The 26,633-nt window shown below is 61.7% G+C and carries 24 protein-coding genes; 15 read left to right on the plus strand and 9 right to left on the minus strand.

Features of this window, described 5'->3' with window-relative positions; all coding sequences use genetic code 11:
- Positions 1-67: 67 nt before the first annotated feature.
- Positions 68-730, minus strand: coding sequence for a 3-oxoacid CoA-transferase subunit B (locus M1L53_RS28130; RefSeq protein ID WP_007726396.1), 663 nt, complete (start codon positions 728-730; stop codon positions 68-70).
- Complete coding sequence (locus M1L53_RS28135; protein WP_179090791.1) at positions 727-1,494, minus strand: CoA transferase subunit A; 768 nt, start codon at positions 1,492-1,494, stop codon at positions 727-729. Before M1L53_RS28135 ends, M1L53_RS28130 begins: the two co-directional genes overlap by 4 nt.
- A 167-nt stretch (positions 1,495-1,661) precedes the next feature.
- Between M1L53_RS28135 and M1L53_RS28140 the strand changes: the two genes are divergently transcribed.
- Positions 1,662-2,441 (plus strand): IclR family transcriptional regulator, encoded by a 780-nt coding sequence (locus tag M1L53_RS28140; RefSeq protein WP_042452404.1) that lies wholly within the window; start codon positions 1,662-1,664, stop codon positions 2,439-2,441.
- A gap of 17 nt (positions 2,442-2,458) precedes the next feature.
- Here the strand turns inward: M1L53_RS28140 and M1L53_RS28145 are convergent, their stop codons facing one another.
- Positions 2,459-3,040, minus strand: a complete 582-nt coding sequence (locus M1L53_RS28145; RefSeq protein ID WP_042453490.1) for a helix-turn-helix domain-containing protein — start codon at positions 3,038-3,040, stop codon at positions 2,459-2,461.
- A gap of 112 nt (positions 3,041-3,152) precedes the next feature.
- Between M1L53_RS28145 and M1L53_RS28150 the strand changes: the two genes are divergently transcribed.
- The 10 genes from M1L53_RS28150 (at position 3,153) to M1L53_RS28195 (ending at position 16,802) form a co-directional block, all read left to right on the plus strand.
- Complete coding sequence (locus M1L53_RS28150; protein WP_042452402.1) at positions 3,153-4,556, plus strand: MFS transporter; 1,404 nt, start codon at positions 3,153-3,155, stop codon at positions 4,554-4,556.
- A gap of 109 nt (positions 4,557-4,665) precedes the next feature.
- A complete protein-coding gene (locus tag M1L53_RS28155; RefSeq protein WP_054187594.1) occupies positions 4,666-6,573 on the plus strand; it encodes an alkyl/aryl-sulfatase in 1,908 nt (635 codons plus the stop codon).
- Between the two features lie 17 nt (positions 6,574-6,590).
- Positions 6,591-7,571: a linear amide C-N hydrolase gene (locus M1L53_RS28160; protein WP_042452399.1), complete on the plus strand. Its 981-nt coding sequence runs from the start codon at positions 6,591-6,593 to the stop codon at positions 7,569-7,571.
- Positions 7,572-7,675: 104 nt separating this feature from the next.
- Positions 7,676-9,007 (plus strand): MFS transporter, encoded by a 1,332-nt coding sequence (locus M1L53_RS28165; RefSeq protein WP_054187593.1) that lies wholly within the window; start codon positions 7,676-7,678, stop codon positions 9,005-9,007.
- A 46-nt stretch (positions 9,008-9,053) separates the two neighbouring features.
- Positions 9,054-10,250 carry an anhydro-N-acetylmuramic acid kinase gene (locus M1L53_RS28170; protein WP_042452394.1) on the plus strand — a complete coding sequence of 399 codons (1,197 nt, stop codon included), beginning with the start codon at positions 9,054-9,056 and terminating at the stop codon, positions 10,248-10,250.
- A complete protein-coding gene (locus M1L53_RS28175; protein WP_047269009.1) occupies positions 10,247-11,122 on the plus strand; it encodes a MurR/RpiR family transcriptional regulator in 876 nt (291 codons plus the stop codon). The genes M1L53_RS28170 and M1L53_RS28175 overlap by 4 nt, the downstream gene beginning before the upstream one ends.
- Before the next feature lie 123 nt (positions 11,123-11,245).
- Complete coding sequence (gene murQ, locus M1L53_RS28180; protein ID WP_047269010.1) at positions 11,246-12,163, plus strand: N-acetylmuramic acid 6-phosphate etherase; 918 nt, start codon at positions 11,246-11,248, stop codon at positions 12,161-12,163.
- The gene (gene nagB, locus M1L53_RS28185; protein WP_003941456.1) at positions 12,164-12,943 is read left to right on the plus strand and encodes a glucosamine-6-phosphate deaminase; all 780 of its coding nucleotides are present in this window, start codon (positions 12,164-12,166) and stop codon (positions 12,941-12,943) included.
- Between the two features lie 60 nt (positions 12,944-13,003).
- On the plus strand, positions 13,004-14,461 hold the full coding sequence (locus tag M1L53_RS28190; RefSeq protein WP_054187592.1) for an FAD-dependent oxidoreductase: 1,458 nt from the start codon (positions 13,004-13,006) through the stop codon (positions 14,459-14,461).
- A 43-nt stretch (positions 14,462-14,504) separates the two neighbouring features.
- A complete protein-coding gene (locus M1L53_RS28195) occupies positions 14,505-16,802 on the plus strand; it encodes a serine/threonine-protein kinase (protein WP_054187591.1) in 2,298 nt (765 codons plus the stop codon).
- A 27-nt stretch (positions 16,803-16,829) separates the two neighbouring features.
- Here the strand turns inward: M1L53_RS28195 and M1L53_RS28200 are convergent, their stop codons facing one another.
- The gene (locus M1L53_RS28200) at positions 16,830-17,138 is read right to left on the minus strand and encodes an amphi-Trp domain-containing protein (protein ID WP_037129603.1); all 309 of its coding nucleotides are present in this window, start codon (positions 17,136-17,138) and stop codon (positions 16,830-16,832) included.
- 248 nt (positions 17,139-17,386) lie between these two features.
- On the opposite strand from M1L53_RS28200, the gene M1L53_RS28205 reads away from it, so the two are divergent.
- From M1L53_RS28205 to M1L53_RS28215, 3 genes are all read left to right on the plus strand, one after another.
- Positions 17,387-17,830, plus strand: a complete 444-nt coding sequence (locus M1L53_RS28205; protein WP_037129600.1) for a Fur family transcriptional regulator — start codon at positions 17,387-17,389, stop codon at positions 17,828-17,830.
- A 36-nt stretch (positions 17,831-17,866) separates the two neighbouring features.
- Positions 17,867-20,089, plus strand: coding sequence for a catalase/peroxidase HPI (katG, locus tag M1L53_RS28210; RefSeq protein ID WP_054187590.1), 2,223 nt, complete (start codon positions 17,867-17,869; stop codon positions 20,087-20,089).
- Positions 20,090-20,168: 79 nt separating this feature from the next.
- On the plus strand, positions 20,169-20,642 hold the full coding sequence (locus tag M1L53_RS28215; protein WP_054187589.1) for an NUDIX domain-containing protein: 474 nt from the start codon (positions 20,169-20,171) through the stop codon (positions 20,640-20,642).
- Between the two features lie 17 nt (positions 20,643-20,659).
- On the opposite strand, the gene M1L53_RS28220 is transcribed toward M1L53_RS28215, so the two are convergent.
- The 3 genes from M1L53_RS28220 to ctaD are packed head-to-tail and all read right to left on the minus strand — an operon-like array spanning position 20,660 to position 23,442.
- Positions 20,660-21,478, minus strand: a complete 819-nt coding sequence (locus M1L53_RS28220) for a universal stress protein (RefSeq protein WP_003941457.1) — start codon at positions 21,476-21,478, stop codon at positions 20,660-20,662.
- A complete protein-coding gene (locus M1L53_RS28225) occupies positions 21,456-21,707 on the minus strand; it encodes a hypothetical protein (protein WP_054187588.1) in 252 nt (83 codons plus the stop codon). Before M1L53_RS28225 ends, M1L53_RS28220 begins: the two co-directional genes overlap by 23 nt.
- Complete coding sequence (gene ctaD, locus M1L53_RS28230) at positions 21,700-23,442, minus strand: cytochrome c oxidase subunit I (RefSeq protein ID WP_007726434.1); 1,743 nt, start codon at positions 23,440-23,442, stop codon at positions 21,700-21,702. Before ctaD ends, M1L53_RS28225 begins: the two co-directional genes overlap by 8 nt.
- A gap of 199 nt (positions 23,443-23,641) precedes the next feature.
- Between ctaD and M1L53_RS28235 the strand changes: the two genes are divergently transcribed.
- On the plus strand, positions 23,642-24,022 hold the full coding sequence (locus M1L53_RS28235) for a VOC family protein (protein ID WP_007726436.1): 381 nt from the start codon (positions 23,642-23,644) through the stop codon (positions 24,020-24,022).
- A 3-nt stretch (positions 24,023-24,025) separates the two neighbouring features.
- Here M1L53_RS28235 and M1L53_RS28240 read toward each other — a convergent pair whose 3' ends face one another.
- Positions 24,026-25,726, minus strand: coding sequence for a GAF domain-containing protein (locus M1L53_RS28240; RefSeq protein ID WP_042452382.1), 1,701 nt, complete (start codon positions 25,724-25,726; stop codon positions 24,026-24,028).
- Positions 25,716-26,447: a response regulator transcription factor gene (locus M1L53_RS28245; RefSeq protein ID WP_054187603.1), complete on the minus strand. Its 732-nt coding sequence runs from the start codon at positions 26,445-26,447 to the stop codon at positions 25,716-25,718. The genes M1L53_RS28240 and M1L53_RS28245 overlap by 11 nt, the downstream gene beginning before the upstream one ends.
- Between the last annotated feature and the right edge of the window lie 186 nt (positions 26,448-26,633).

Below are 26,633 nucleotides of genomic sequence, written 5' to 3' on the forward strand. Positions count from 1 at the left end.
TTCAACGATCCGAGGAGTCGACCCATCGGGGTACGAGCTCCCGCAACAATCACAGTGGTCGTGTCGGTCATGCCAGTTCAACTTTCAGTTCGGTGCCGGTTGCGGCGACTACGTCTTCGACGCTGACATCGGGGGCGAGTTCACGCAGGACGAGTGGACCTTCTTCGCTCACGTCGATGACGGCGAGGTTGGTGATGATCCGATTCACCACGCCCTGGCCGGTCAGGGGCAGGGTGCACGCGTCGACGATCTTGGGGTTGCCGTCGCGGTCGTTGTGCTCCATGACGACGATGACACGCCGGGCACCGTGGACGAGGTCCATTGCGCCGCCCATGCCCTTGACCATCTTGCCGGGGACCATCCAGTTTGCGAGGTCACCCGTCTTCGACACCTGCATACCGCCGAGGACTGCGGTGTCGATGTGGCCGCCGCGGATCATCCCGAACGAGAGGGCCGAATCAAAATATGCCGCACCGGGGTTGACGGTCACGGTCTCTTTGCCGGCGTTGATGAGGTCAGGATCGACGTTGTCCTCGGTGGGATACGGTCCGGTGCCGAGAATTCCGTTCTCCGAGTGCAGGACCACACGAACGTCCGAGCCCAGGTATCCGGGAATCAGTGTGGGAAGGCCGATTCCGAGATTGACGTACTCCCCGTCGATCATCTCTGCAGCCGCCCGCGCTGCCATCTGCTGGCGCGTCCAACCCGTCACTGTCACTGGTGCGGTCATCGTGAGGTTCCTTCCGAAGCGCTGACGGTTCGCTTTTCGATTCGCTTGTTCTGAGGGCCGGTGTGGACTACGCGCTGGACGAAGACCCCAGGTAGATGCACCGATGCCGGGTCGATTTCACCGGGCTCGACCAGACGTTCCACCTGCGCGATGGTGACCCGTCCCGCCATCGCGGCGAGCGGGTTGAAGTTCATCGCGGTCTTGTCGAACACGAGGTTGCCGTCGGTGTCTCCGAGAACAGCGTGCACGAGTGCGTAGTCGGCGTTGATCGCCTCTTCCATTACGTAACGCTTGGTTCCGAAGACGCGAGTCTCCTTCGGAGGCGATGCAATAGCGATCGAGCCGTCGGCGTCGTAGCGCCATGGCATTCCGCCGTCGGAGATGGGGCTACCCACTCCGGCCGGTGTGAAGAATGCGGGGATTCCGGTTCCGCCGGCGCGCAGACGCTCGGCGAGCGTTCCCTGCGGCGTCAGTTCCACTTCGAGTTCGCCGGCCAGGTACTGCCGGGCGAACTCCTTGTTCTCGCCGACGTACGACGCGGTCACTCGTCGGATACGGCCGGCGCTCAGCAAGATTCCGAGACCGTGATCGTCGACGCCGCAGTTGTTGGAGAACACCTCGAGGTGGGTTGCACTCGTAGCTGCGATCGCGTCGATCAACACGTCGGGGATGCCGCACAAGCCGAATCCGCCGACGGCCAGCGTTGCGCCGTCGACGATGTCGGCGACCGCCTCCGCTGCGGACTCGTACACCTTTGCTGTCATGTTCTCTCCCTGCCAAGCGTTCATTGAGTAGACACTCACTCACTTCGATATCCAGTGAACTATCTCCAGTTCACAGGTTCAAGGAATCTCGAACATCAACCGAGAACTGATCGACTACTGATCGTCTGAAGGAATTTCGTTCATTGAATGGACGCTAGGATGGCTGCATGCCAACTCACGGGCAATCGCCGGCCGTGGTCGCGCGGGTGGCTGCACTTCTGCGAGCCCTCGGCGCGTCCGAACCAACGGGCACTTCCACCACGGAATTGGGCAAGGTCACCGGCCTCGCTCGGCCCACTGCGCACCGACTGCTCACGTCCCTGGCTGCCGAAGGACTGGTCGACCGTGACGCACGAACCGGTCGGTGGTCTCTCGGCCCGGAGTTGTACCTCCTGGGGGCGGCGGCCGGAAATCGGTACGACATCACCGACCGGGCTCGCGACGTCGTCGACGAACTTGCCCGGGTCACGGGGGAGAGCGCCTTCCTGTCGGCACGCCGAGGTGACGAGACCGTCTGCATCCTGAGTCAGGAAGGCAGTTTTCCACTGCGATCTCACGTGCTGCACGAGGGGAAGCGATTCCCGTTGGGGGTCGCGTCGGCGGGGCTTGCCATCTTGAGCCATCTACCGACGCGGGACGTCGACGACTATTTCGCCCGAGTGAATCTGGAATCGGAATGGGGTGAGATCCACAGTGAGGCATCACTCCGTGAGCGAATCGAGTCGACGCGTGTCACCGGGTACGCGGTCAATCCAGCCCTCATCGTCGAGGGAAGCTGGGGGATGGGTGCCGCGGTGTTCGATCGCAACGGTCGCCCGGCCTGGGCGCTGAGCCTGACCGGAGTGGAAACACGCTTCCGGCCCGCGCGTCATGCCGAGTTGGGAACGCTACTCCTCGAGTATGCTCATACGTTGTCGAACCGACTGAAAACACATGCAGTGAACTAGCTTTCGATAAACACGCTTTAGGCAGGAGCGTTCTTTACCTTCGTGCGCACGTGTGCCTTCTCGCCTTGCGGGCCGAACAGGTGCAAGATCTCCACCACCTGTTCATCGGCAGGCCCGAACCAATGGGGCTCGGCAGTGTCGAACTCCGCGACTTCCCCGGGGTGCAGGACAACCTCGTTCGCCCCCAGGATGAGACGCAGATCCCCGGCGAGGACGTAGAGCCATTCGTAGCCGGCGTGGGTGACGAGCTTCGGTGGACGCGGCCCGATCACCTGCTTGAAGACCTGCACTCGGCCGGGATAGCGCGTCAACGGAACGACGGCACTGCCGTTCTTGCGTCGGCTCGGGGTGAGATGGACCCGAGGATCGCCCGTAGCGGGGGCGCCGACGAGTTGGTCCAGCGCGACCCGGTGCGCTCGGGCAAGCGGCAACAGCAGATCGAGGGTGGGACGACGCTTACCCGATTCGAGGCGTGAGAGTGCGCTGACGGAGATGCCGGTGGCTTCGGACAGGCCCTCGAGGGTCAATCCGCGATCGCGTCGGAGCGTGCGCAGTCTCGGTCCGATATCGGTGATCAACTGCTCGAATTCAGCATCCATGCCGTCCATCTTTGCAGTTTCCGCAAAATTTCTACCGGCTTCGGACGCTGGAGAGCAACGATCCTTTCGACAGTCGAGTACGGCAGAGCACTTCGAGAGATGGAGTCCGACCATGAAACCTTCGAGCGGGATCGAACCGCAAGTGATCGGACTCGATGCAGGGCGGCGATGGGGCATCCTGGCGATCTGCTGCACGAGCCTGTTCGTCGTCGGGTTGGACACCACCATCGTCAACGTGGCCCTGCCGACGATCGGTGAGGGATTTCGCGTCGGAACCCGTGGTCTGGAATGGGTCGTCAACGCATACACACTCGTCCTGGCGAGCTTGCTGATCTCGTCCGGAGCAGTGGCCGATCGTTTCGGCAGGAGACGAGTCTTTCAGATCGGGCTCGTCGTCTTCGGGGTGGCGTCGATTGCCTGCGCGCTCGCTCCGTCCGTCGAGATGTTGATCGCGGCGCGGATCGTCCAAGGCGTCGGCGGGTCGATGCTCAGTCCGGTTGCCTTGGCGATCGTCGTCAACGTGATGACCGACCCGAAGGAGCGGGCCAAGGCAATCGGGGTGTGGGCCGCGGTCTTCGGCCTGAGTATGGCGGCAGGGCCGATCGTCGGCGGCGTGCTCATCGAAAGTTTCGGCTGGCGATCGGTTTTCTGGATCAACGTGCCGGTGATCTTGGCCGTGCTCGTCTTGACTGCTGTGTTTGTTCCGGAGTCCCGAGCGCAGCAGTCGCGACGACTCGATCTTCCCGGTCAGTTGCTACTGGTGATTCTTGTCGGCGGGGCGGTTGCCCTTCTGATCGAGGGTCCGCGAATCGGATGGTTCTCTGCCGCGGCGACGGCAGGGTATGTCGTTGTTGCTGCAGCGTTGGCCGCATTCATCCGCGTCGAATCACGCAAGCGCGAGCCACTGATGGATCTCGCACTCTTCCGCCGCAGACCGTTCTCGTCGGCTGTGGTCGGCGCTGTCGTGGTGTTCGTGGCGTTGAACGCGACGCTACTGCTCGGCACGTTCTACTTGCAGCACTCCCGCGGTATGAGTCCGGCCCTGGCCGGCGCGATCACCCTCCCGATGGCTGTTGCGGCAACGGTCTGCGCGCCGTTGTCCGGAATACTCGTCGGACGCTTCGGCCCGCGGCGACCGCTGCTGATCGCCGGTAGTTTCACGACGCTCGGTGGACTGTGCCTGGTCTCGCTCGACAACAACACGGCGATTCCGATGCTCTTGGCCGCTTACCTGTTCCTCGGTATCGGATTCGGGTTCTCGAATGCCCCGATCACCAACACCGCCGTCAACGGGTTGCCGAGATCGCAGGCGGGGCTTGCTGGTGGAATAACCTCCAGTGCACGCCAATTCGGTGCTGCTCTCGGTGTTGCGCTGGCCGGTGGCATTATCGGCGGCAGTGCACCGGTAGATGTCGCACAGGCATCGAGGCTGGGATGGATCCTGGTTGCCGGATGTGGGATCGCGGTCCTGGTGATTGCACTCGCATCCCGGAATTCCGAGGAACTCCCCGGCTGATCACCTCGCGTGTTCGTGGGAGCTTCACCCTGCGCGGGTGATTCCAAGCGCGTGCCCAACCGATACAGATGATGGGGTATCAGATCGTCGTATCCGAGCGGGGAGTGCCATGTGCCAGACACCTAAGGACGCAACACCGGCCACAGTCACGGCGAATCGCGAGGCAGTCGCACGGTATGCCATGGACGACCGGCAGGATTTTGCCGACGCGGATCGAGGGTTGATCGCTCCGTTGCCGGGCAAGGTTGTCGCCGATGACGGGCATACGGTCTTCGATCCTGATGCGATGGCATACCTCGGTGACGATGTTGCCGCGCCGGAGACAGTCAATCCGAGCCTGTGGCGTCAAGGACAACTGATGCGCCGAGGTGGTCTGTATCAGGTGACGGATCGCCTTTACCAGGTACGGAACAACGACCTGGCAAATTTGACGGTTGTCGAAGGTGGCGAGGGACTGATCGTCATCGACTGTATGGCGGGGGTCGAATCGGCGCGCCAGGGTATGAAGATGATTCGTGAGCACGTCAGCGACAAGCCAGTTTCGGCGATCATCTACACGCACACCCACATCGACCACTACGGCGGAGTCAAAGGGATCGTCGATCTGGACGACGTGACGTCCGGGCGAGTTCCGATCATCGCACCGGGCACGATCGCGTCGTTCGACAAGTTCGCGATCGGGGAAAACGTCGTCGCCGGAAATGCCATGGCGAGACGGTCCTTCTACGCCTTCGGTGGATTGCTCGATCTCGATGCCAAAGGGATGGTTACCTGCGGCATCGGCACGATCAGCACGAAAGGTCCACTTGTCTCGTATATTTCCCCCACTGACAGCATCACGGAGACCGGAACGAAGCGTGAGATAGCCGGTCTGGAATTCGAGTTCCTCTACGCGCCGGATACCGAGGCCCCGGAGGAAATGCACATCTGGATCCCCGAACTCGCCGCGCTGACCTGTGCGGAGAACGCCAATCATTCGCTCCACAACATCCAGACCTTAAGAGGTGCGCGCACTCGCGACGCTCGGAACTTCGCGCGGTATCTGGACGAGACTCTCGAACGGTGGGGAGACGACGCGGCTGTTCACTACGGACCGCACACGTGGCCGGTGTGGGGTAACGAGAACCTGGTGCCGTTCATCGAATCGCAAAGGGACACTTACAAGTACATTCACGACCAGGCACTCCGTCTCGCGAACAAGGGGTACACGCCGCTCGAAGCTGCCGAGGTGATCGAACTACCGGACGAACTCGGGCGCAAGTGGTACAACCGCGGATATCACGGCACTCTGCACCACGACGTTCGCGCCGTGTACACCAAGGAACTGGGAATGTGGGACGGCGATCCGGTGTCGCTTCATCCTCATCCGCCGGTCGAATCGGCGAAGAGGTTCGTCGATCTCCTTGGCGCGCAGAAGATCCTGGACGAGGGTAAGCGGGCATTCGACGCCGCGGACTACCGATGGGCGGCAGAGATCCTGCACAAGTTGGTGTTCGCGCAACCGGAGAACGCCGAAGCGAGGAACCTGCAAGCCGACGTCTACGAGCAGATGGGCTATCAAGCCGAAGGGCCGCAGTGGCGTGGGATCTATCTCTCGGCCGCGTTGGAACTACGCGAGGGCGCCCAGCCTGCCCCGTACGTCACGGCAAGTCAGGACAGTGTCCTCGCGATGCCCATCGACATCCTCTTCGACTTCGTTGCAATACATCTCATCGGCGACAAGGCCACCGACGCGGAACTGCGGATCGATTTCGTGTTCACCGATCGCGGCGACGAGGCATGGACTGCGTGGGTCAAGCGCGGTGTCCTCAATGCACGTAAGGGTGCGTCACCGAACACGCAACTGACGGTCTCGGGCCCGAAGGTGGCGCTCGTGGGAGCGCTTCTGCAACCGGGCGCGGCCGCCGAACTGGCCAAGGCCGGGCAGATTTCGCTCGACGGAGACGAATCAGCGCTCGAGACGCTGGGAGGGTTGCTCGATACCTTCGATCCCAGTTTCAATATCGTCACGCCGTAACGAAGGGATAGCTTTCGATGTGTACACGCTTGGTCTACTTGGGGCCCAACGACACTGTGATCACTGCTCGATCGATGGATTGGAAGGTCGACCTCGGAACAAACCTCTGGGCATTCCCGCGCGGCATGACCAGAGAGGGCTGTGCAGGTCCGAACTCGATACAGTGGACGTCGAAATACGGAAGTGTTGTCGCGACGGCCTACGACATGTGCACGACCGACGGGGTCAACGAGGCTGGGCTGTCTGCCAATCTCTTGTGGTTGGTCGAGTCCGAGTACCCGACGTATGACGGTTCGACCCCGGGATTGTCGATCGCGGCGTGGGCGCAATACGTCCTGGATCGCTTTGCGACAGTTCAGGAAGCGGTCGAAGTACTCGCGTCGGAACCGTTCACGGTAGTGACCGCTGCCGTTCCCGGCGAAGACCGCCTCGCAACGCTGCACATGTCGCTCTCGGACGCCGGGGGAGACAGCGCGATCATCGAGTACGTCGGTGGACGCCCGACGATTCATCACAGCCGTGAGTACCAGGTGATGACCAATTCGCCGATCTTCGATCAGCAACTCGCCGTCAACGAGTACTGGAAGCAGATCAACGGGACCGTCATGCTGCCCGGAACAAACCGTGCCGCTGACAGATTCGCTCGGGCGTCGTTCTATGTCGATGCGATACCGCAGACGGACGATCCGCGGGCGGCGTTGGCATCCACCTTCAGTGTTATTCGGAATGTGTCGGTGCCCCTGGGTATTTCGACTCCCGATGAGCCCAACATTTCATCGACCCGTTGGCGCACCGTCGTCGATCACAAACGCACGCTCTATTTCTTCGAGTCGGCGATGACGCCCAATACCTTCTGGGTGGACGTGGCGTCGATGGATCTCGCGGAAGGGACACCCGTCCGAAGGCTCGGACTCGGACCGAACGAGAGCACCGTCTATTCCGGTGACTCCACTGACCAGTTCGAACGGGCGGAGGCATTCACGTTCGCGGGAGCATAAGGCTTCGGGGCGTAGTAAAAATCCAATCGTGAAACTTCTTGACATTTCTACTCCGTTCAGATGAAACTTTGTTGCATATTCGGGTTTCGTCAACGGAGGACGGCATGGGCATCACAGTGCAGACACGGAACGATGGTGCGCAGCTCAAACGGCGCAGGGCGCTCGTCGCCGGCTCCGTCGGAAATTTCATCGAGTGGTACGAGTTCGGTGTGTACGGGTTCTTCGCGACAATCATCGCGTCGAACTTCTTCAGCGCCGACGGTTCCGGCGACCTCGAAAGCCTGATCAAGACGTATGCGTCGTTTGCGTTGGCGTTTTTCTTCCGCCCAGTGGGGGCCGCGCTGTTCGGTCGACTCGGTGACCGCATCGGCCGACGTCCCACCCTGGTGATCGTTCTTCTGCTGATGTCGGCTGCGACGACCCTGATCGGTGTGCTCCCCACCTACGAGAGCGTCGGAATTCTGGCACCGCTTCTCTTGACGGTCCTTCGAATTCTGCAGGGATTGTCGGCCGGTGGTGAGTTCGGCGGTGCGGTGTCGGTGATGACCGAGTTCGCTCCGCCCGGACGACGTGGGCTGTACGGCTCGTGGCAGTCGTTCACCGTCGCACTCGGACTGCTCGCCGGTGCGGGTATCGCAGCACTCCTCGCCACTGTCCTCGACCCGTCACAGCTCGGTGACTGGGGCTGGCGTATCCCGTTCCTCCTTGCACTGCCGATGGGGCTGGTTGCCCTGTGGCTCAGGCTCCGGCTCGAAGAAACGCCGTCGTTCGAGCGTGCTCGATCAGTCCAGTCCGAACCGACAGCTGATGCGCCGGCGCCGGTAGTGCAGCCGACTGTCGGAGAGACGGCCAGGGCGATTCTGCTCGGAATCGGGCGGTTGATGGGGTGGTCTGCTGCCGGTTACACGTTCCTCGTCGTGATGCCGACTTATCTTCAGAGTTCGCTCAACGCGACTTTTCATCAGGCACTTGTTGCTTCCGTGCTCGCCAATGCGGGCTTCGCAGTGACGATTCCGCTTGCGGGTGGACTCAGCGATCGCATCGGACGACGCGCGGTCATGCTCACCGGCACCGTGATAATTCTGGTCTTGGCTCTGCCGCTGCTCAACGTCCTGCAGAACGAGCAGACGTCTTTGACAGCCAAGGGATTTGCAGTGTTTGCCGCCGGCGCCGCAGTGGGACTTGTTGCCGGACCCGGACCCGCCATGCTCTCCGAGATGTTCCCCACCTCGGTTCGGTACACCGGATTGGGACTCGCATACTCCCTGTCCAACGCGGTCTTTTCGGGCTGCGCCGGTTTGATCATCACGTGGCTGATCAAGGAAACTTCCAATCTCGATATTCCGGCCTACTTCGTGATGGCAACGTGCGCCGTCAGCGCGATCGCCTTGAGTACCTTGCGAGGGAATGCCCACAAGCGGGCACTCGTCGACTGACCGCAGTTCTTCCGAATGCCGAAACGATGCGAGTAAGGGATATTTCATGAGAGTCATCGGTCTGATGTCCGGTACTTCGTACGACGCTATCGATGCTGCCGCAGCAGACATCCGGATCGACGGGGACACTCTTGTGCTCACCCCACTGGGCATGGTCAGCGAACCGTATTCCGGTGAGTTGCGGGCTGCGGTGGCGGCTGCGGTACCGCCGGCGTCCACCACTGTCGGTCAGATCTGCCAACTCGACACCGAGATCGGACAGGCATTTGCGGCCGTGGCTGCGCGGGCGAACGAGGAACTGTGCGGTGGCAGTGCGGAATTGATCTCCTCACATGGTCAGACGATGTTCCACTGGGTCGAAGGAGCGCAAGTAAAGGGCACTCTTCAGCTCGGGCAGCCGGCCTGGATAGCCGAGAAGACCGGATGCACGGTCGTGTCGGACCTGCGCTCTCGCGACGTGGCGACGGGTGGTCAGGGTGCACCACTGGTCAGTGCGTTCGACGTATTGTGGCTCAACGGAAGAACTTCGGGTTCCGTCGCGCTCAATCTCGGTGGCATCGCGAACGTCACTGCTCCGGGAGGCGCTCCGACATCGACGGCAGATGGTGCCGCAGTACCGATTGCCTTCGACACCGGCCCCGCAAATGCGTTGATCGACGCTGCGGTAAGCGAATTCACCGCGGGGGAGCAGTGGTTCGATCTCGGAGGTGCTCTGGGCGCAGCCGGCACACCGAACGTCGATCTGCTCGCACAACTACTGAGCGAACCGTATTACGCGCAGCCCGCTCCCAAGAGCACAGGCAAGGAATTGTTCCATCGGGACTACCTACTCGCCGCACTGCGGGGCTACGAATCCTTGTCTCTGGCCGACATCGTCGCGACACTGACTGCACTGACCGCCCGGACCGTCGCCGATTCCGTCAAAGCGCTGGCGGCTACCGAAGTGGTGGTGTCAGGCGGTGGCACCAAGAACCCGACGTTGATGGCGATGCTCCGTGACGAACTGGGCGACATCGCGCTTGTCTCTTCGGACGAGCTCGGCGTCACTTCCGACATCAAGGAAGCATTGGCTTTCGCGGTTCTCGGCTATCTCACCGCACACGGATTGCCTGGAAGCATTGCTTCGTGCACCGGTGCGCGTCACGCCAGTGTGCTCGGATCTCTGACGCCAGGAAGCCGTGGGCTGCCTAGAATCACATCGGTGCCGTCAGCTCCGAAAACGATGCGAATCGAGGCGTTATGACTTTGGACCGGAGTGCTCCGGCGTCCGTCGACCTGCTTGCTCGTATTCGTGCATCACTGAGTAGCCTCTCGCCTGCCGAGCTGCGGATCGCCGAAATCATCGAAGCCGACCCCAGTCTGGCCTCCACCCTGACGGTCAACGACCTCGCCGAACGAGCGTCGACAAGCACGGCGACAGTGGTCCGCACAGCCAAACGACTCGGTTTCGAGGGTTATCCACAGCTTCGTCTCGCGCTGGCGGCGATCAGCGGGTCCGGTACAGAGAACACGATTCCGCTCGGTGTGGACATCGTTGCTGCCGACTCGGCCGGTGAGGTGATGGCCAAGCTCGCCGAGTTCGAATCCGAACAACTCAAGGGCACGGCGCAATTGACAGATCCTGCTGCGCTCGAAGAAGTTGTGTCCCGGATTCGATCCGCCCGCCGCGTCGAGGTCTACGGCATCGGCGCCTCTGGCATCGTCGCGCAAGACCTCACGTTGAAGCTCTCTCGCATCGACGTCAACTGCCGGGTTCATCTCGACCGAGACGCGGCCATGGTCAGCGCCAGCTTGCTCGGACCGGACGACATCGCAGTGGGGATCTCACATTCGGGTGAGACTTCGGATGTCGTGGAACCACTTGCCCTTGCGCGTCGAACCGGGGCGTCGACGGCTGCGATCACCGGAGGGGTACGATCGACGCTCGCCGTGCAGTCACATCACGTTCTGCTCACTGCCGGTAGAGAATTCGGTTTCCGATCGGCTGCGATGGCAAGCCGCACCGGTCAGCTGTTGGTAGTCGACACAATTTTTGCGATGGTGGCGCACTCGCTGCCCAGCGCACTCTCTGCTCTGCAACGAAGCCATGATGCCATTGCTTCGAAGCGGCACTGACGAGGAGTCGTCGCTGTGAGTACTGACGAGGAGTCGTCGCTGTGAGTACTGACGAGGAGTCGTCGCTGTGAGTACTGACGAGGAGTCGTCGTAATGAATATCGATCGAGGAGGACTCGCCACAATGCAATTGGAAATGCTCTCCACCGAGAGACCCAACCCTCTGACCCGCGATCTCGATGTCATGTCGGTGTCGGGTCTGCTGACGGTGATGAATCAACAGGACGCAATCGTGGCCGGCGCGGTGGCAGCGGTACTACCCGCCATCGAAGCCGCAGTCGACTTGATCGTCGCGGCCCGAGCACAAGGTGGTCGACTGATCTACCTGGGAGCGGGGACAAGTGGGCGTCTGGGAGTTCTCGACGCAGTGGAATGCCCTCCGACGTTCGGGACCGATCCGGGCGAGGTGATCGGCATCATCGCCGGTGGCCCAGGAGCGTTTCTGAACGCCGTCGAGGGGGCAGAGGACGATCCGCGAGCGGCTGGGGTCGATCTCGACGCAATCTCGTTGAACGCCAACGACGTCGTGGTGGGTCTGGCTGCCAGCGGTCGTACCCCCTACGTCATCGGGGGACTCGATCACGCCCGCGAACTCGGCGCTGCAACAGTGGCAGTCTCGTGCAACCGGAACGCGGCAATGAGTTCTCACGCCGGCGTGGCCATCGAAGTGGAGACCGGCCCCGAGATCCTCACCGGATCGACGAGGCTCAAGGCCGGAACTGCGCAGAAGATGGTGTGCAACATGCTCTCCACGGCGAGTATGGTTCGCTCCGGGAAGGCATTCCACAATCTGATGGTCGATCTTCGGCCGACCAATGCCAAGCTTGTCGATCGTGCGAACCGGATCGTCGCGGCAGCCACCGGAGTCGATACCGAGATCGCTGCGGAGACCATCGACGATGCCGATGGTCATGTGAAGGCAGCGGTCGTCATGTTGTTGGCCGAATGCGACTTCGCCGAAGCAACCGAACTGTTGGACCGCGCTTCGGGTTCGGTACGTGAGGCCATCGTCGGAGCCGGCAAGAGCAGTGAGGAAGTCTGAATGGAAATCGTCATAGTTCCCAGTCCTGAGGACGGCGGGCGAATCGCTGCCGATATCGTGTGCGGCGCAATCGAAAACGGAGCGCGGACGCTCGGCCTCGCGACCGGATCGTCACCGCTGCACACGTATCGAGAGCTGATCAAGAGGCATCGAGAATCGGGAGTGTCGTTCGCGGCGATGAGCGCGTATCTTCTCGACGAGTATGTAGGTCTCACGTCCGATCAGCCGCAGTCCTACGCGCACACCATCCGCACGGAACTCGTGGATCACCTCGACATCGACAATGCGCGAGTGTTCAGCCCCGACGGCGGGGCCGCGGATCCCAGTGACGCTGCCCGGCGTTACGACGCTGCCATCGCCGAAAACGGTCCCATCGACGTGCAGATCCTCGGCATCGGCCTGAACGGACACATCGGTTTCAACGAGCCCTCCTCCTCGCTTGCATCGCGCACCCGAGTGAAGACCTTGACCGAGAGGACCCGCGCCGACAATGCACGGTTCTTCGCAGACCCAGCCGACGTACCGCATCATGTGATCACGCAAGGGCTCGGAACCATCAGTGATGCAAGGCATCTCGTCCTGATCGCGGACGGCGCCCGCAAAGCGCCCGCCGTCCGGGCCGCGGTCGAAGGTCCGGTCTCGGCATTCTGCCCGGCGTCGGTGCTGCAGCTGCATCCACACGTGACCGTCATAGTCGACGAGGCAGCTGCCGGCGAACTCCAACTAGCGGACTTCTACCGCTACACAACCGAGCACAAGCCTGCAGAGCAAGGTTACTGAAAAGCGGGCTGCTGAAAGCGGACTTGATCTCCAGCGCAGTTGAGGTCCTAGCCTCGGGGGATGATCAACGCCAGAGGTCCAGCGGTATCCCCGCCTGCGGCGCCCCGATTCTTCTCACCACCGCTCAGTGTCGCGATCGTCGGAGCGGGGCCGGCGGGAATCCACGCCGCCGGCGCTCTCGCCGAACTTGCGCCCGGCACCAAGACAGACGTGTTCGAGCGTCTACCGACGCCGTACGGACTGGTGCGCTACGGTCTCGCACCAGGGCACCCCGAGTCCGAAAAGTTCGCCCATTCTCTGCACACCACGCTGGTCGCCAGTGAGTTCCGGCTGTTCTGCAACGTGGAGATCGGAAAGGACCTTTCCGTCGATGACCTACGTTCGTCCTACGATGCCGTGATCATTGCAACCGGTGCGCCGCGGGATGCACCTCTCGACATTCTCGGCGTCGAGCTTCCAGGTTCTTTCGGTGGCGCCGAGTTTGTCGGTTGGTACAACGATCACCCGGACAGCTCGCCGCAGTGGCCGCTGAACGCGGAATCGGTCGCAGTGATCGGAGGTGGCAACGTCGCACTCGACGTCACCCGTGTGCTCCTCGCCGAGGCGCAATCGCTGCAGGCCACGGACGTCTCCGACCAAGTTCGGGAAGGGATCGCCGGCAGTCGAGTTCGCGAAGTACACATCTTTGTCCGGCGCGGACCAGCCGACGCTCGCTTCTCCCCGAACGAGTTGCGCGCTCTCGGTGAACTACCCGGCGTAGATGTTGTCGTCGATTCTGTCGATGTCGTACCGGACCAGCATGTCGAGCGGATGACCAAACAGTTGGCGCACACCCGACTGACAGTCGAGACACTCCGTGGTTTCGCGGACGCTGCTTCTGCCGATCGGACTTCCCGGCGCCGAGTTCACCTGCACTTCTACCGACAGCCGGCGCAGATTCTCGGCAGCGGGAAAGTCGAAGCACTCCGCGTCGAGCGGACAGACCCGGACGGATATGGTCACGTCACCGCTTCGGGTATCTGTACCGACTATCCGGTTCAAGCTGTGTACCGGGCAATCGGATTTCTCGGGACGCCACTTGCCGGGGTGCCTTTCGATCACCGACGCGGCAGTGTTGCGCACCAGGGCGGCGCAGCGGTCGACGAGAGCGGCTCGCCGATCGCAGGTTTGTTCGTGACGGGCTGGATGAAGCGAGGTGCCGCCGGGCTGATCGGTGCGGCTCGGCCTGATGCACGCCAAACCGTCGAAACCTTGCTGCGACAGTTGGATTCGGCATACGAGCGTCGAGCCGGCCACGGCCGGATCGCGGAGGTCCTCGGGGCCGGCAGAGTGGTGCCCGTCGATTGGGATGGATGGCTTCGCATCGATGCCGCCGAACGTGCCCTCGGTGTGCAGCATGGGCGTGATCGGATCAAAATCAAAGAGCGCGACGAACTCGTTCGCATCGGCACGGAGTCGGCAGCCACGCCGAATAGATTCGCTGGGGTCTGGAGTACCACCGGGGTTACGCTGAAGTGAGTCACTCCGATTCATTGTGATCGAGGTGCGGAACAGAAGTGTCATGAATGAACGTGGTGCGCAGGCCAGTGACGCGACAATCGCGAGCGGGCCCCTGACCGAACGGGGCACCGTCACCGAGTTGCGCCCCTCAACGCTGCCGGTGATGCGTGACGGCCAGAACGGTGCAGACGGCCTCGGCCGCCTTGTGGCGGATTGGGAGGAGGGACGAACCCCGTCCGACCTGAGCGACTATCTGCCTGATCCAGCCAAGATTCGTCGGGCGGCGCTGATCGAACTGGTCGGAATCGACATGGAGTACCGCTGGCTGAAAAATGATTGCCCGAAACGGCTCACGGATTACTGTGCCGAGTATCCCGAATTACTCGAAGAACCATTACCGGCCGAGCTCCTGTACGAGGAGTTCCGGCTGCGCAAGCAGGGTGGGGAGGACGTCGCAGCAGCCGAGTACCTCAGCGAGTTTCCCTTGCAGGCAGAGAGTTTCGAGCAGATGTTCGACCGTGATTCGATGGCCGGTCGCGAAGACGTGATGATGTTGGGACTGTCGGGTTTCGACGAGTTCGAAATCGGGCAGCACCTGGACGATTTCGAGCTGGTGTTGGAACTCGGGCACGGCGCATTCGCCCGAGTGTTCCTCGCTCGGCAACTCTCGATGCAGCGGTGGGTTGCGTTGAAAATCTCGCGCAACGTCGGAGTCGAGCCTCAGACTCTCGCCCAGCTCGACCATCCCAACATCGTCCGGGTCTTCGATCAACGGTTGCTCGAGGAACGCGCACTGCGAGTCCTGTTCATGGAATACGTGCCGGGTGGGACCCTGCTCGACGTGGTCAAACTTGTCCGCGTGACACCGCAGGCGCAGCGGTCCGGACAACTACTTCTCGACGCCATCGACAAGACCCTGGCGAAGAAGGGAGAGATGAAGCCCAGCGAGACGAGCCTGAGGAGCGAGATCGCTGCGATGTCGTGGCCGGAGACCGTGGCCTGGATGGGGATGCGACTGGCCGATGCCCTCGAGTATGCGCGTGAGCACGGCGTATTACATCGGGACATCAAGCCGGCGAATGTCCTGCTCAGCGTCGAAGGCATCCCCAAGCTCGCCGACTTCAACGTCAGCTCGAGTGAGGAGGTCTCGACCGAGGACGCTGCATGTTTTGTCGGAGGCTCGCTTGCCTACATGTCTCCGGAGCAATTGGAGGCCTGTGCGGTGGGGGCGCCTGGCACACTCGACACCCGTAGCGACATCTATGCACTGGGCGTGATGTTGTGGGAACTCCTCACCGGGAGTAGGCCTTTCACGGACGACGGTACGGGGGAGAGCCCACCGTCGCCCAAGAAGGCGCTCGAGGCCCGCCGGCGCGGGGTGGATCCCGCAGCCGAGGCACGGCTACCGGACGACTGTCCGCCGGCGCTGCGCCGAGTTCTGGTCAAGTCTCTCTCGCCGGAGAGAGACGGAAGGTGGTCTGGCGGCCGAAAGTTGGCTCGTCAGTTCGCACTGTGTCTGGACCGGTCTGCTCGCAATCTTGTGGACCCACCGGAAGGGAGTCCACGTTCGACGTTGTGGAAGTGGGCGCTGCCGATAGTGCTTGCCGCGATCGGAATTCCGAATCTTCTTGCGGCGGGCTACAACTACTACTACAACAAGATGCTGATCATCTCGGGTCTCTCGCCGCAGGCTCAGCAGCATCTCGAGCAGGTTCATCTGGTCATCGGGGTGGCTGCGTTCTCTCTCGGTGCCGCAGCGATCCTGTATTGGTGTCGGCTTGCACTCACCGTGCCTCACGGACTGCGCAACGGTCAGACGTACAGCGCGGAGGTCTTGAACAAAGCGCGTACCGCGACGCTGAATGTCGGACATCGCGCGGTGGTGATCGCATTCGGGCTGTGGGTTCTGGCCGGTATCGCATATCCGGTCGCATTGCAGATTGCCGCCGGCGGAATTCCGCAGCGAGCCTACGTGCACCTGATGTCGTCGCTGGCGGTGTGCGGCGCCGTCGCAGTCGCGTATCCGTTCTTCATCCTGACGTACTACTCGGTTCGATGTCTGTATCCGATCTTGTTGTCGCACGGCGAGTTACGAAGCGACGACGGACGCGATATTCGCTCACTGGGTCGGAGCAGCACGCGTTACCTCGCAGTTGCGGCGTCGGTTCCCTTGGTGGGAATCGCGGGGCTCAGTTTTGTCGGTTCGGGTGCCGGTGAGGAACTCAACGCAACAGTCCGTGCGCTGTGTTTGGGCGGGATCGCCGGATTCATCGTTGTGTATCAACTGTTTCGACGGATCGAAAGTGACCTCCGAGCACTGCTGCGCGTCGTGTCTCTCGAGGTGTCGGCGTCTCCGTAAGTGCCGAACAACCGTATTCGAGTCGGCCTATGTGGAAGTGCTCTTGCGTGGTCGGCTGCGACGAACTGCTTTGGTGCGAGGCGGAGACTTCTCTTCCGATTCTTCCTGAGGGTCGTCGCGCCAGTGAATCTCGATTTCTATCTCGACTTCGTTGCCGTCGACTTCGATCTCGAGTTCCCACCGAACCTGTTCCGGAACACTGATTTCGATCGAGTCCCCACCCGACCCCAGCTCCACTTCCGATCCACTGGCGAGGGCTTGGCCGAGGGCGATGAGTCGGTCGGCGACTTCCTGCCGTGAGAGTTCTGACTTCCTCTTGATCTCCAGTTTGGGCACGAGCACTCCTGACCTCGGCGGATTCTCCCTTTCACGGTAGTTGGACGAAGGGGAGATTGTCGGAGTTTGTGGAACCACACAGCAGGACGCGTCGACGCACAACAAACCTGAAGGCGGTGTGGGGACGCCAGAAACAGCGAGGAATCCGGCTCACTTCCCGCACGGACGAATCGGTCGGGAGGGCCCTGTCAGCGATGATTTTCGCGAAAGTCTGGGTTCAGTCCAGAAGATTGCGCAATAGTGGAAAGGTGCCTTCGACGCCGGATTATGCAGCCCAACTGCGTAACGCTGAGCTTCGCGTGACTCGTCCCAGAGTCACGGTGCTCGAGGTTGTGCATGCACGCCCACACGCAGCCACCGAGACTGTCTTCGATGCTGTGCGGGCTGTTCTGCCGGGGGTGTCGCGGCAGGCGGTCTACGACGTGTTGCACGCTCTCACCGACGCCGGGCTGATCAGGCGGATCCAACCGTCCGGATCGGTGGCGCTGTACGAGTCACGCGTCGGCGACAACCATCATCACGTCGTCTGCCGGTCCTGTGGGGTCGTTGCAGATGTCGACTGCGCAGTCGGAGAGGCACCGTGTTTGACGCCGTCGGCGCACAACGGTTTCGTTCTCGACGAAGCCGAGGTCATTTACTGGGGCCTGTGTCCCGACTGCTCGACAACTCAGAGTTTGCGATCACAAACGTGATCGAAGTCCGTTCTACTCGCTCATGGAGGGATTACCGTGTCCGATAGTTGCCCGGTTGCTCACGACGGAAACACCGAGAGCACCAGCGAAAGTGAAAACCCCGCAATCCCGTCTCCGACGCCTACCGGGAATCGTCCGAGAACAAACAGCGACTGGTGGCCGAATCAGCCGGATCTCTCTGTCTTGCATTCACATTCGTCGAAGTCGAATCCGATGGGTGCCGACTTCGATTACGCCCAGGAATTCGCCAAGCTCGATGTCGAGGCGCTAAAGCGCGACGTCATCGCGTTGATGACGGCGTCGCAGGATTGGTGGCCGGCCGACTACGGGCACTACGGCGGACTCTTCGTGCGTATGAGCTGGCATGCTGCCGGCACCTATCGCATTGCAGACGGCCGCGGCGGTGGCGGCCAAGGTGCTCAGCGTTTCGCCCCGCTCAACAGTTGGCCGGACAACGCCAGCCTCGACAAGGCGCGGCGCCTGCTCTGGCCCGTGAAGCAGAAGTACGGAAAGCAGGTTTCCTGGGCCGACCTGCTGGTGTTTGCGGGCAACTGCGCCCTGGAGTCGATGGGGTTCAAGACCTTCGGCTTCGGATTCGGCCGAGAAGACATCTGGGAGCCCGAGGAGATCTACTGGGGTCCCGAGGACACCTGGCTCGGCGACGAGCGTTACAGCGGAGACCGTGAGCTGTCTGGACCGCTCGGAGCCGTGCAGATGGGCCTGATCTACGTCAATCCCGAAGGACCCAACGGGCAACCGGATCCGGTAGCGGCCGCCCGCGACATCCGAGAAACGTTCGCCCGCATGGCGATGAACGACGTGGAGACAGCTGCGCTGATCGCCGGCGGTCACACCTTCGGCAAGACGCACGGAGCCGGACCGGCCGACCTCGTCGGACCGGAACCGGAAGGTGCTCCCATCGAGCAGCAGGGACTGGGCTGGAAGAGTGCCTTCGGCACGGGGGTGGGTAAGGACGCGATCACCAGTGGTCTCGAAGTCGTGTGGACTCCCACTCCGACGAAGTGGGACAACACCTTCTTGGAGATTCTGTACGGCTACGACTGGGAGCTGACCAAGAGTCCGGCGGGTGCGTGGCAGTGGATTCCGAAGGACGGCGCGGGGGCGGGCACCATCCCGGATCCGTTCGATTCGTCGGCCGGACGCACCCCGACGATGCTGACGACCGACCTGTCCCTACGCCTGGATCCGACGTACGAGAAGATCACCCGGCGCTGGCTCGATCATCCGGAAGAATTCGCCGAAGAGTTCGCCAAGGCTTGGTACAAGCTCCTTCACCGTGACATGGGACCGGTCACGCGCTACCTGGGACCTTGGGTTCCCGAGCCGCAGCTGTGGCAGGACCCGGTTCCCTCGGCCGATGATCAACTGATCGGGGACGCAGACATCGCGATCCTCAAGAGTCGACTTCTCGACTCCGGGCTGTCCATTTCGCAGTTGGTATCGACGGCGTGGGCGTCTGCCGCGAGCTTCCGCAGCACGGACATGCGCGGCGGCGCCAACGGTGCGCGAATCCGACTGGAGCCGCAGAAGAATTGGGAAGTCAACGAGCCCGCAGCTCTCTCCGCGGTGCTTCAGACTCTCGAGCGGGTTCAGCAGGACTTCAACCAGGCTGGAGGAGCCAAGGTTTCTCTCGCCGACCTGATCGTTCTGGGTGGTACAGCGGCCGTCGAACAGGCTGCGAAGAACGCCGGACAGGACATCACGGTCTCGTTCACGCCGGGCCGAACGGATGCAACGCAGGAGCAGACAGACGTCGACTCGTTCGAGGTACTCGAACCCCGGGCCGACGGATTCCGGAACTACCTCAAGGGAGGCGAGAAGATTCCGGCAGAGATTCTGTTGGTCGACCGCGCGTACATGCTGTCGCTGACCCCGCCCGAGGTGACAGTGCTGGTCGGCGGACTTCGCGCGCTGAACGCGAACTTCGGCAATACCCGTCACGGGGTGTTCACCGATCGTCGCGAGACGTTGACCAACGATTTCTTCGTCAACCTTCTCGACATGGGTACCGAGTGGAAGCCGTCGAAGACGGACGAAAACGTCTACGACGGCGTTGATCGCGTGACGGGCGATCCGAAGTACACGGCAACTGCGGTCGATCTCGTTTTCGGATCGAATTCGCAACTGCGTGCACTCGCCGAGGTGTACGCCAGCGCAGACGCCAAGCAGAAGTTCGCCGAGGACTTCGCCGCAGCCTGGACCAAGGTGATGGACCTCGACCGGTTCGACGTGAACTGATCCAGCAGATCGTCGACGACGCCCCGCGAGCTTGTTCTCGCGGGGCGCCGTCATTTCACGCGCACGATAGCGTGGTCGTGTGGCCGATCAATTTGCGCTGGTACCAGCGGTGTACGTGATGTTCTGTCGAAGCAACCCTGTACAACGGCGCGAGGTGCTGCTGCAATTGCGCGAGGGCACGGGATTCATGGACGGATACTGGGCTCACGCTGCTGCGGGCCACGTCGAACTGGGGGAGTCGGCGATCGACGCTGCCGTTCGGGAGGCTGCGGAAGAACTTGGTGTCGAGTTGCTTTTCTCGGAACTGAAGCCGCTGACCGTCTTGCATCGCCGCCACGCGGACGGGAGCGAACCGGTGGATCATCGAGTGGACTTCTTCTACGAATGCCGCACGTGGTCGGGTGAACCACGCCGGATGGAGCCGTTGAAATCTGCAGATCTGCGGTGGTGGCCGGTTGACGAACTCCCGGAGAAGTTGGTCGACCACGAGCGTTTCGTAATCGAAGCCCATCACTCCGGTCAGCTCGCACCCATCCACAGCTACGGCTTCTGACCGGGTGAGGATCTGATTCAGGCTTCGCTGGCAACGATGACCGGGCAGTGTGCTTTTCGAATCATCGCACTGCTCGTGGTGCCGAGAGCGGTGTCGTCGAACGAGCCTCGCCCACGCCGACCCACGACGAGAAGGCGTGCCTCGGTGGAGAGTTGTTCAAGAATGGCAACCGAGGGGCCGTCGAACTCGATCTGACGGATCGCGACGCCAGGGTAGAGCGTGGCCCAACCCGACAGTTGCCACGTCAGCGGCGTCGAGTGCTGGGGCGAGTGCCCGGATGCGACGTCTCGACGCAGTTCGGCCTCTGGCGGCGCTGCGTGCACGACGACCAGTTCGGTGTTCGCTGCCTCTGCTTCCTTGAAGGCGATGGCCAGAGCGCTTTCGCTGTAGGCGCTTCCGTCCAAACCGACGACAACCGGCAAGGCTGCCGTAGCGCTGCTTTCACGCGGTGTTCCGACTCTTGCGAACGAACATGTCGGTCCAGGTGCGGCGGGATCGTCCTGTGTTGCGACGATCAAGGCGGCCTCAGCTGTCAGCGCGGTGAGAATTGCGGTGTTCTCCCCGGAGATCAGATCGGTCCGGATCCGAAGATCTGGCGACACCGACTCGGCGATCTGAATGGCCTCCATGAACAGGCCGGTCGGCGATGCCGAGGTGTTCAGATCGGCGCTCGGAGCTACGAAAACGATTCGCATCCAGAGACCGTGGCGATGTGCGAACTCAGCCGCCCACGTGATCACGTCGGGGCGCAGCGGGGATCCGTCGATGCACACGACCACCGCTCCGTCTGCGGACCACTCCGAGGTGATGAGGTCAGTCGATAGTTCGGGCTTCATCGTGAACTCCTCGAGCTGTGTCTGTTGAATGCGAACTAGCTTGCAGGACAGTGCCGAACAGCAATCCTGCGACGACTATCGAGCACGCGGCAGTCGTCAGGGGCAACCACACGAGCGTCGTGACAGCGAACATGAGCGCGAGCAACGGGGCGAGGAGATGGCCGGGTTTCGCTCGGCGTTCGTGTTGCTGCTTTTCTGCCCAGGCTCGGTGCTTCGTGCCGTCATTCATGTTGTTTCACCTCAGTTCTCACGTCGGAAACCGACTTGTGACCAAGCAGTCCGACATGCGCCTCGTCGCGCATTCTTTCGACCATGTGGGGGTAGTGCAGTTCGAATGCCGGCCGCTCACTGCGGATTCGGGGGAGTTCGGTGAAGTTGTGTCGCGGTGGTGGGCAGGACGTCGCCCATTCGAGCGAGTTTCCGAAGCCCCAAGGATCGTCGACGGTCACAATTCGGCCGTACCGGTAGCTCTTGAAAACGTTCCAGATGAACGGAATCGTCGAGGCTCCGAGCACAAACGCGCCGATGGTCGAGATCGTGTTGAGAAGAGTGAAATTGTCCGACGGGAGGTAGTCCGCGTACCGCCGAGGCATGCCCTGGGCGCCGAGCCAATGCTGGACGAGAAATGTCGCGTGAAAGCCGATCAGGGTCAACCAGAAATGGATCTTGGCGAGCTTCTCGTCCAACATCCGGCCGGTCATTTTCGGGAACCAGAAGTAGATTCCGGCGTATGTCGCGAACGCGATTGTTCCGAAGAGGACGTAATGGAAATGCGCGACAACAAAGTACGAGTCGGTGACATGAAAGTCCAAGGGCGGGCTGGCAAGGATGACGCCGGAGAGTCCGCCGAACAGGAATGTGACCAGGAAGCCGACGGAGAACAGCATGGGCGATTCGAAAGTCAACTGCCCCTTCCACATGGTGCCGATCCAGTTGAAGAACTTGACTCCGGTGGGAACTGCGATCAGGAAGGTCATGAACGAGAAGTAGGGGAGGAGAACGGCGCCGGTTGCGTACATGTGGTGCGCCCACACAGCGATCGACAGTGCAGCAATTCCCAATGTTGCGTAGACCAATCCGGTGTATCCGAAGATCGGCTTGCGGCTGAAGACGGGGAAGATCTCCGAGACTATGCCGAAGAACGGCAGCGCCAGAATGTAGACCTCGGGATGGCCGAAGAACCAGAACAGGTGCTGCCACAACATGACTCCACCGGTGGCGGGGTCGAACAGGTGCGCTCCCAGGTGCCGGTCCACCCACAGTCCGATCAAGGCAGCAGCGAGCAGCGGAAAAACGAGGAGGATCAGCATGCTGGCGACCAGCGCATTCCACGTGAAGATCGGCATGCGGAACATCGTCATACCCGGGGCGCGCAGGCAGACGATCGTCGAAACGATGTTGACTGCGCCGAGGATGGTGCCGACGCCGCCGAGAGCGAGACCGATGATCCACAGGTCGGCGCCCATGCCGGGGGAGTGGAGTTCGCTGGTGAGCGGTACGTAGGCGGTCCAGCCGAAATCTGCCGCACCACCAGGTGTTACGAATCCGGCGGACGCGATCAGGCCGCCGAAGAGATAGAGCCAGTAGCTGAAGGCGTTGAGTCGCGGGAAACACACGTCCGGCGACCCGATCTGCAGTGGCATGAGGTAGTTGGCGAATCCGAAGAACACCGGGGTCGCGTACAGCAGGAGCATGATCGTGCCGTGCATGGTGAACAACTGGTTGTACTGCTCGTTGGACAGGAATTGCATTCCCGGAACGGTCAATTCCATGCGCATGAGTAGTGCCATCAGTCCGCCGATCAAGAAGAAGGCAAACGATGTCACGATGTACATCAGACCGATCATCTTGTGATCGGTGGTCCTGAGGATCTCGACCAGTTTCGAACCCTTCGGAGCGGTTCGGGGAATTGCATCGGCGGGGGAATCGACCTCACCGACCGGCCGGGGCGCGAGATCAACCACGACGGCCGCCTACGCACATCGACGTGACGAAAGACCGAGAATGCCTGGGACTGTGGAACATAACGCAATGATCGTGGCGACCGGGAACTCGGACGAGGGGAAAAGGTCCCTAGGATCGGAACAGAGGCATGGCGTAGATCACGTGGTCCGGTACGGTCGAGAGAGTTGTCTTCACGAGCCGAAAGAAAGCGAGATGGTCATGGCATGTCGTATCAGTGAACTGGTGCTCGGTTGCCGGGAACCCGAGGTGCTGGGCCGGTTCTGGTGCGAGGTCCTGGACTTCGTCGTGCTCGATCGAATGGACGACGGTTCGTTGGAGATCGGCCCACGCGAAGGGTTCGGCGGTCCGCAGCCGACGATCATCCTCAGTCGCAGAGACGAACCGGAGAAGGGCAAGCCCCGCCTGCATATCGACGTCAACGCCACCGATCGCGATCAGGAGGCCGAACTGGAACGCCTGTTGAGTCTTGGTGCGCGGCCGGCCGACATCGGCCAGACAGGACACGAACAATGGCATGTCCTGGCCGATCCGGAAGGTAACGAGTTCTGCCTGCTCAAGGCCCAACTGGATCCGCTCTGACCCTCAACGATGCTGGATCGGCAACGGACTTCGCCTGGGGCTCAGCGGAACACGCCACACCAGTTCGGTGACACCGTTCTCGCTGGTGATGTTGCTCGAGCCTCCGCACTGACGAGCGCGGGTCGCCAGGTTGTCGAGACCGTGGATTCTGGTTGCCTGGTCGATTCCCACACCGTCGTCGACGATGCTGATGACAAGCTCCTCGGTGGCCCGGATGGTGACGTCGATGGCATCGGCATGTGCATGCCGCAGAGCGTTGCTCAAGCCCTCGCGCACAACGGCTTCGGCATGCGGGGCAAGTCGAGACGGGACGGAACTGTCGATGGTTCCCTCGAAAGTGACGCTGGGAGTGATCGACGAGTGGCCGGACAGACCGTTGACGGCATCGAGTAGTCGCCGCCGCAGGCTTGTGGGAGTAGACATCTCGCTCGTATGGAGGTCGAAGACTGCGGTGCGGATTTCACGGACTGTTCGATCGAGTTGATCGACAGAGGTGTCCAATACGGTTCGAACGGTGTCCTCGTCGCCTGGACGTTGCAGCACCCCCTGCAAACTCAACCCGGTGGCGAACAGCTGTTGGATGACGTGGTCATGGAGATCCCGCGCGATTCGGTCGCGATCTTCGAGGACGTCGACCAGTCTTTCTTTCCGTTGCTGTTCTGCGAATTCGACAGTGACAGAAGCGATGTCTGCCATCGCCGTCAGTTGCTCGATCTCGTCCACTCCCCACGGGCGGTTGCTGCGGCGTGACGCGAAGAGAACACCGCCGCCGAACGAGGTCCCGGAGAGGGGGAGTGCGACCACTGATTCGTCGCCGGAAACATTCAGTGCCGGAACGGAACTGCCATGTGGTGCAGAGATCGGCCGCCGGCTCCGCGCAGCGTCGTCGATCACGGTCCCGGACAGATCGACGGCTGATCCGGTCGCGGGGACAGGCTGGGAATCAGCAGCATCGGCGACGTGGACTACCGGCTCTCTGCCGAGGTCGTAGCGAACGACGCACACAAGATTTCCATCCGTGAGGTGCCGCGTCGTCCGAACCAGTTCCGCCAGCGTCTCGTCGCGGGATCCGCCGCTGAGCAGACGTGCATTGACGGCGGCGACGGCCTTGAGCCAGGCTTCTCGCGTCCGGGATTCCTCGAACAGACGCGCATTGTCGATGGCGATGCTCGCAGCATTTGCCAGAATCTGGAGTACAGCCTCGTCGCGGTCGTCGAATGCAGTCCGTTCCGAGCTGTCCGCGAGGTAGATGCTGCCGAACACCTCGCCCCTGACGAAGATCGGAACACCGAGAAACGTGTCCATCGGCGGGTGATTGGTCGGAAACCCTGCCGAGGACGGATGCGAGGAGATTCGGTCGGTTCGAACCGGGCACGGTTCTCGAACGACCAGGCCCAGCAGGCCGTGTCCTTCGGGAAGATGCCCGATCTTGGCAACCTGCCCCTGAGTCAAACCGGAGTGGATGAATCGGGACAAGCGTCCGTCGGGGGATTTCACGCCGAGCGCGCCGTAGTCCGCTTCGAGGAGATGTCGCGCGACGTCGACTATCTGTTGCAGGGTTTCGTCGAGCTGGAGTGTGGACCCGACGGTCAACACGGCACTGAGCAGTTTGGGAATTGCAGTCGGGTTGAGAGCAGTCAGCTCTGCGCTTCCGGCGATGTCGCCGAAAAGGCTGAGCATGAGCGCGTCGCGGCTACCTGGCATGGTGCGTGCCCGTGGTGGCGGAGAAGGGCGAGCCGGACGGCGTCAGCAGGTGAGTGGTCGCCTGGCCCGAAGGATCCGGGTGCGAAGTGCGCGCACGAAGCTTTGTCGCCAGAACTGCGGCCTGCGTTCGACGTTCGAGACCCAGTTTCTCGAGGATGCGTGAGACGTAGTTCTTGACCGTTTTCTCCGAGAGTTCTGCGTGCGAGCTGATCTCTCGATTGCTCAGTCCCTTGCCGATCAACTCGAAGATCAAGAGCTCCTGATCGGTCAACAGGGCTGCCGCAGTACCCGACTCCTGTTCGGACCGGATGCGCCGGACCAAACCGATCACCGCCTGGGTGTTCAACAGCGACTTGCCGGTAGCAACCGTGCGGATCGCCGACACCAGGTCGTGGCCGCGGATGTTCTTGAGGACGAATCCTCGTGCGCCGGCGATCAGGGCGTCGAGCAGTGCGTCGTCGTCGGAGTACGACGTGAGCATCAAAGTGGCGGCGCTCGGGTAGGTCGACGCCAGTTCTCGGCACAGTTCCACACCGTTGCCGTCGGGAAGTCTGACGTCCATGACAACCACGTCGGGTCGGCATTCGGGTATTCCGGCCGAGGCTTCGCGAACACACGACGCCTCGCCAACAACGTTGAATCCCGGTACCTGATTCAACAGGTCTGCCAATCCACGACGGACGATCTCGTGGTCGTCGACCAGATAGATGCCGATCGTCACGGTGGTCACCTCTTCCAGCTCACGCCTGCCGTCGATGTTACCGGACGGTAATGTCCCGACAGGATCGGGTTGTCCGACCGATGGTCGACAAAAAACCCGCGTCGAAGGGTGCGAGACCGAGTCTCGATTGCACAGAGTCAAAGGTCCCGACCGTCACGAGATCTGAATCACCCAGATCTCGTGAGG

Source organism: Rhodococcus sp. T9N (assembly GCF_024436645.1).
Taxonomy (GTDB): Bacteria; Actinomycetota; Actinomycetes; order Mycobacteriales; family Mycobacteriaceae; genus Rhodococcus_F; species Rhodococcus_F qingshengii.

What these genes read in the sequence shown, in the direction of transcription:
- M1L53_RS28130 (WP_007726396.1), bottom strand. Translation starts at nt 730, where the DNA reads ATGACCGCACCAGTGACAGTGACGGGTTGGACGCGCCAGCAGATGGCA.
- M1L53_RS28135 (WP_179090791.1), bottom strand. Translation starts at nt 1,494, where the DNA reads ATGACAGCAAAGGTGTACGAGTCCGCAGCGGAGGCGGTCGCCGACATC.
- M1L53_RS28140 (WP_042452404.1), top strand. Translation starts at nt 1,662, where the DNA reads ATGCCAACTCACGGGCAATCGCCGGCCGTGGTCGCGCGGGTGGCTGCA.
- M1L53_RS28145 (WP_042453490.1), bottom strand. Translation starts at nt 3,040, where the DNA reads ATGGATGCTGAATTCGAGCAGTTGATCACCGATATCGGACCGAGACTG.
- M1L53_RS28150 (WP_042452402.1), top strand. Translation starts at nt 3,153, where the DNA reads ATGAAACCTTCGAGCGGGATCGAACCGCAAGTGATCGGACTCGATGCA.
- M1L53_RS28155 (WP_054187594.1), top strand. Translation starts at nt 4,666, where the DNA reads ATGTGCCAGACACCTAAGGACGCAACACCGGCCACAGTCACGGCGAAT.
- M1L53_RS28160 (WP_042452399.1), top strand. Translation starts at nt 6,591, where the DNA reads ATGTGTACACGCTTGGTCTACTTGGGGCCCAACGACACTGTGATCACT.
- M1L53_RS28165 (WP_054187593.1), top strand. Translation starts at nt 7,676, where the DNA reads ATGGGCATCACAGTGCAGACACGGAACGATGGTGCGCAGCTCAAACGG.
- M1L53_RS28170 (WP_042452394.1), top strand. Translation starts at nt 9,054, where the DNA reads ATGAGAGTCATCGGTCTGATGTCCGGTACTTCGTACGACGCTATCGAT.
- M1L53_RS28175 (WP_047269009.1), top strand. Translation starts at nt 10,247, where the DNA reads ATGACTTTGGACCGGAGTGCTCCGGCGTCCGTCGACCTGCTTGCTCGT.
- murQ (WP_047269010.1), top strand. Translation starts at nt 11,246, where the DNA reads ATGCAATTGGAAATGCTCTCCACCGAGAGACCCAACCCTCTGACCCGC.
- nagB (WP_003941456.1), top strand. Translation starts at nt 12,164, where the DNA reads ATGGAAATCGTCATAGTTCCCAGTCCTGAGGACGGCGGGCGAATCGCT.
- M1L53_RS28190 (WP_054187592.1), top strand. Translation starts at nt 13,004, where the DNA reads ATGATCAACGCCAGAGGTCCAGCGGTATCCCCGCCTGCGGCGCCCCGA.
- M1L53_RS28195 (WP_054187591.1), top strand. Translation starts at nt 14,505, where the DNA reads ATGAATGAACGTGGTGCGCAGGCCAGTGACGCGACAATCGCGAGCGGG.
- M1L53_RS28220 (WP_003941457.1), bottom strand. Translation starts at nt 21,478, where the DNA reads ATGAAGCCCGAACTATCGACTGACCTCATCACCTCGGAGTGGTCCGCA.
- M1L53_RS28225 (WP_054187588.1), bottom strand. Translation starts at nt 21,707, where the DNA reads ATGAATGACGGCACGAAGCACCGAGCCTGGGCAGAAAAGCAGCAACAC.
- M1L53_RS28235 (WP_007726436.1), top strand. Translation starts at nt 23,642, where the DNA reads ATGGCATGTCGTATCAGTGAACTGGTGCTCGGTTGCCGGGAACCCGAG.
- M1L53_RS28240 (WP_042452382.1), bottom strand. Translation starts at nt 25,726, where the DNA reads ATGCCAGGTAGCCGCGACGCGCTCATGCTCAGCCTTTTCGGCGACATC.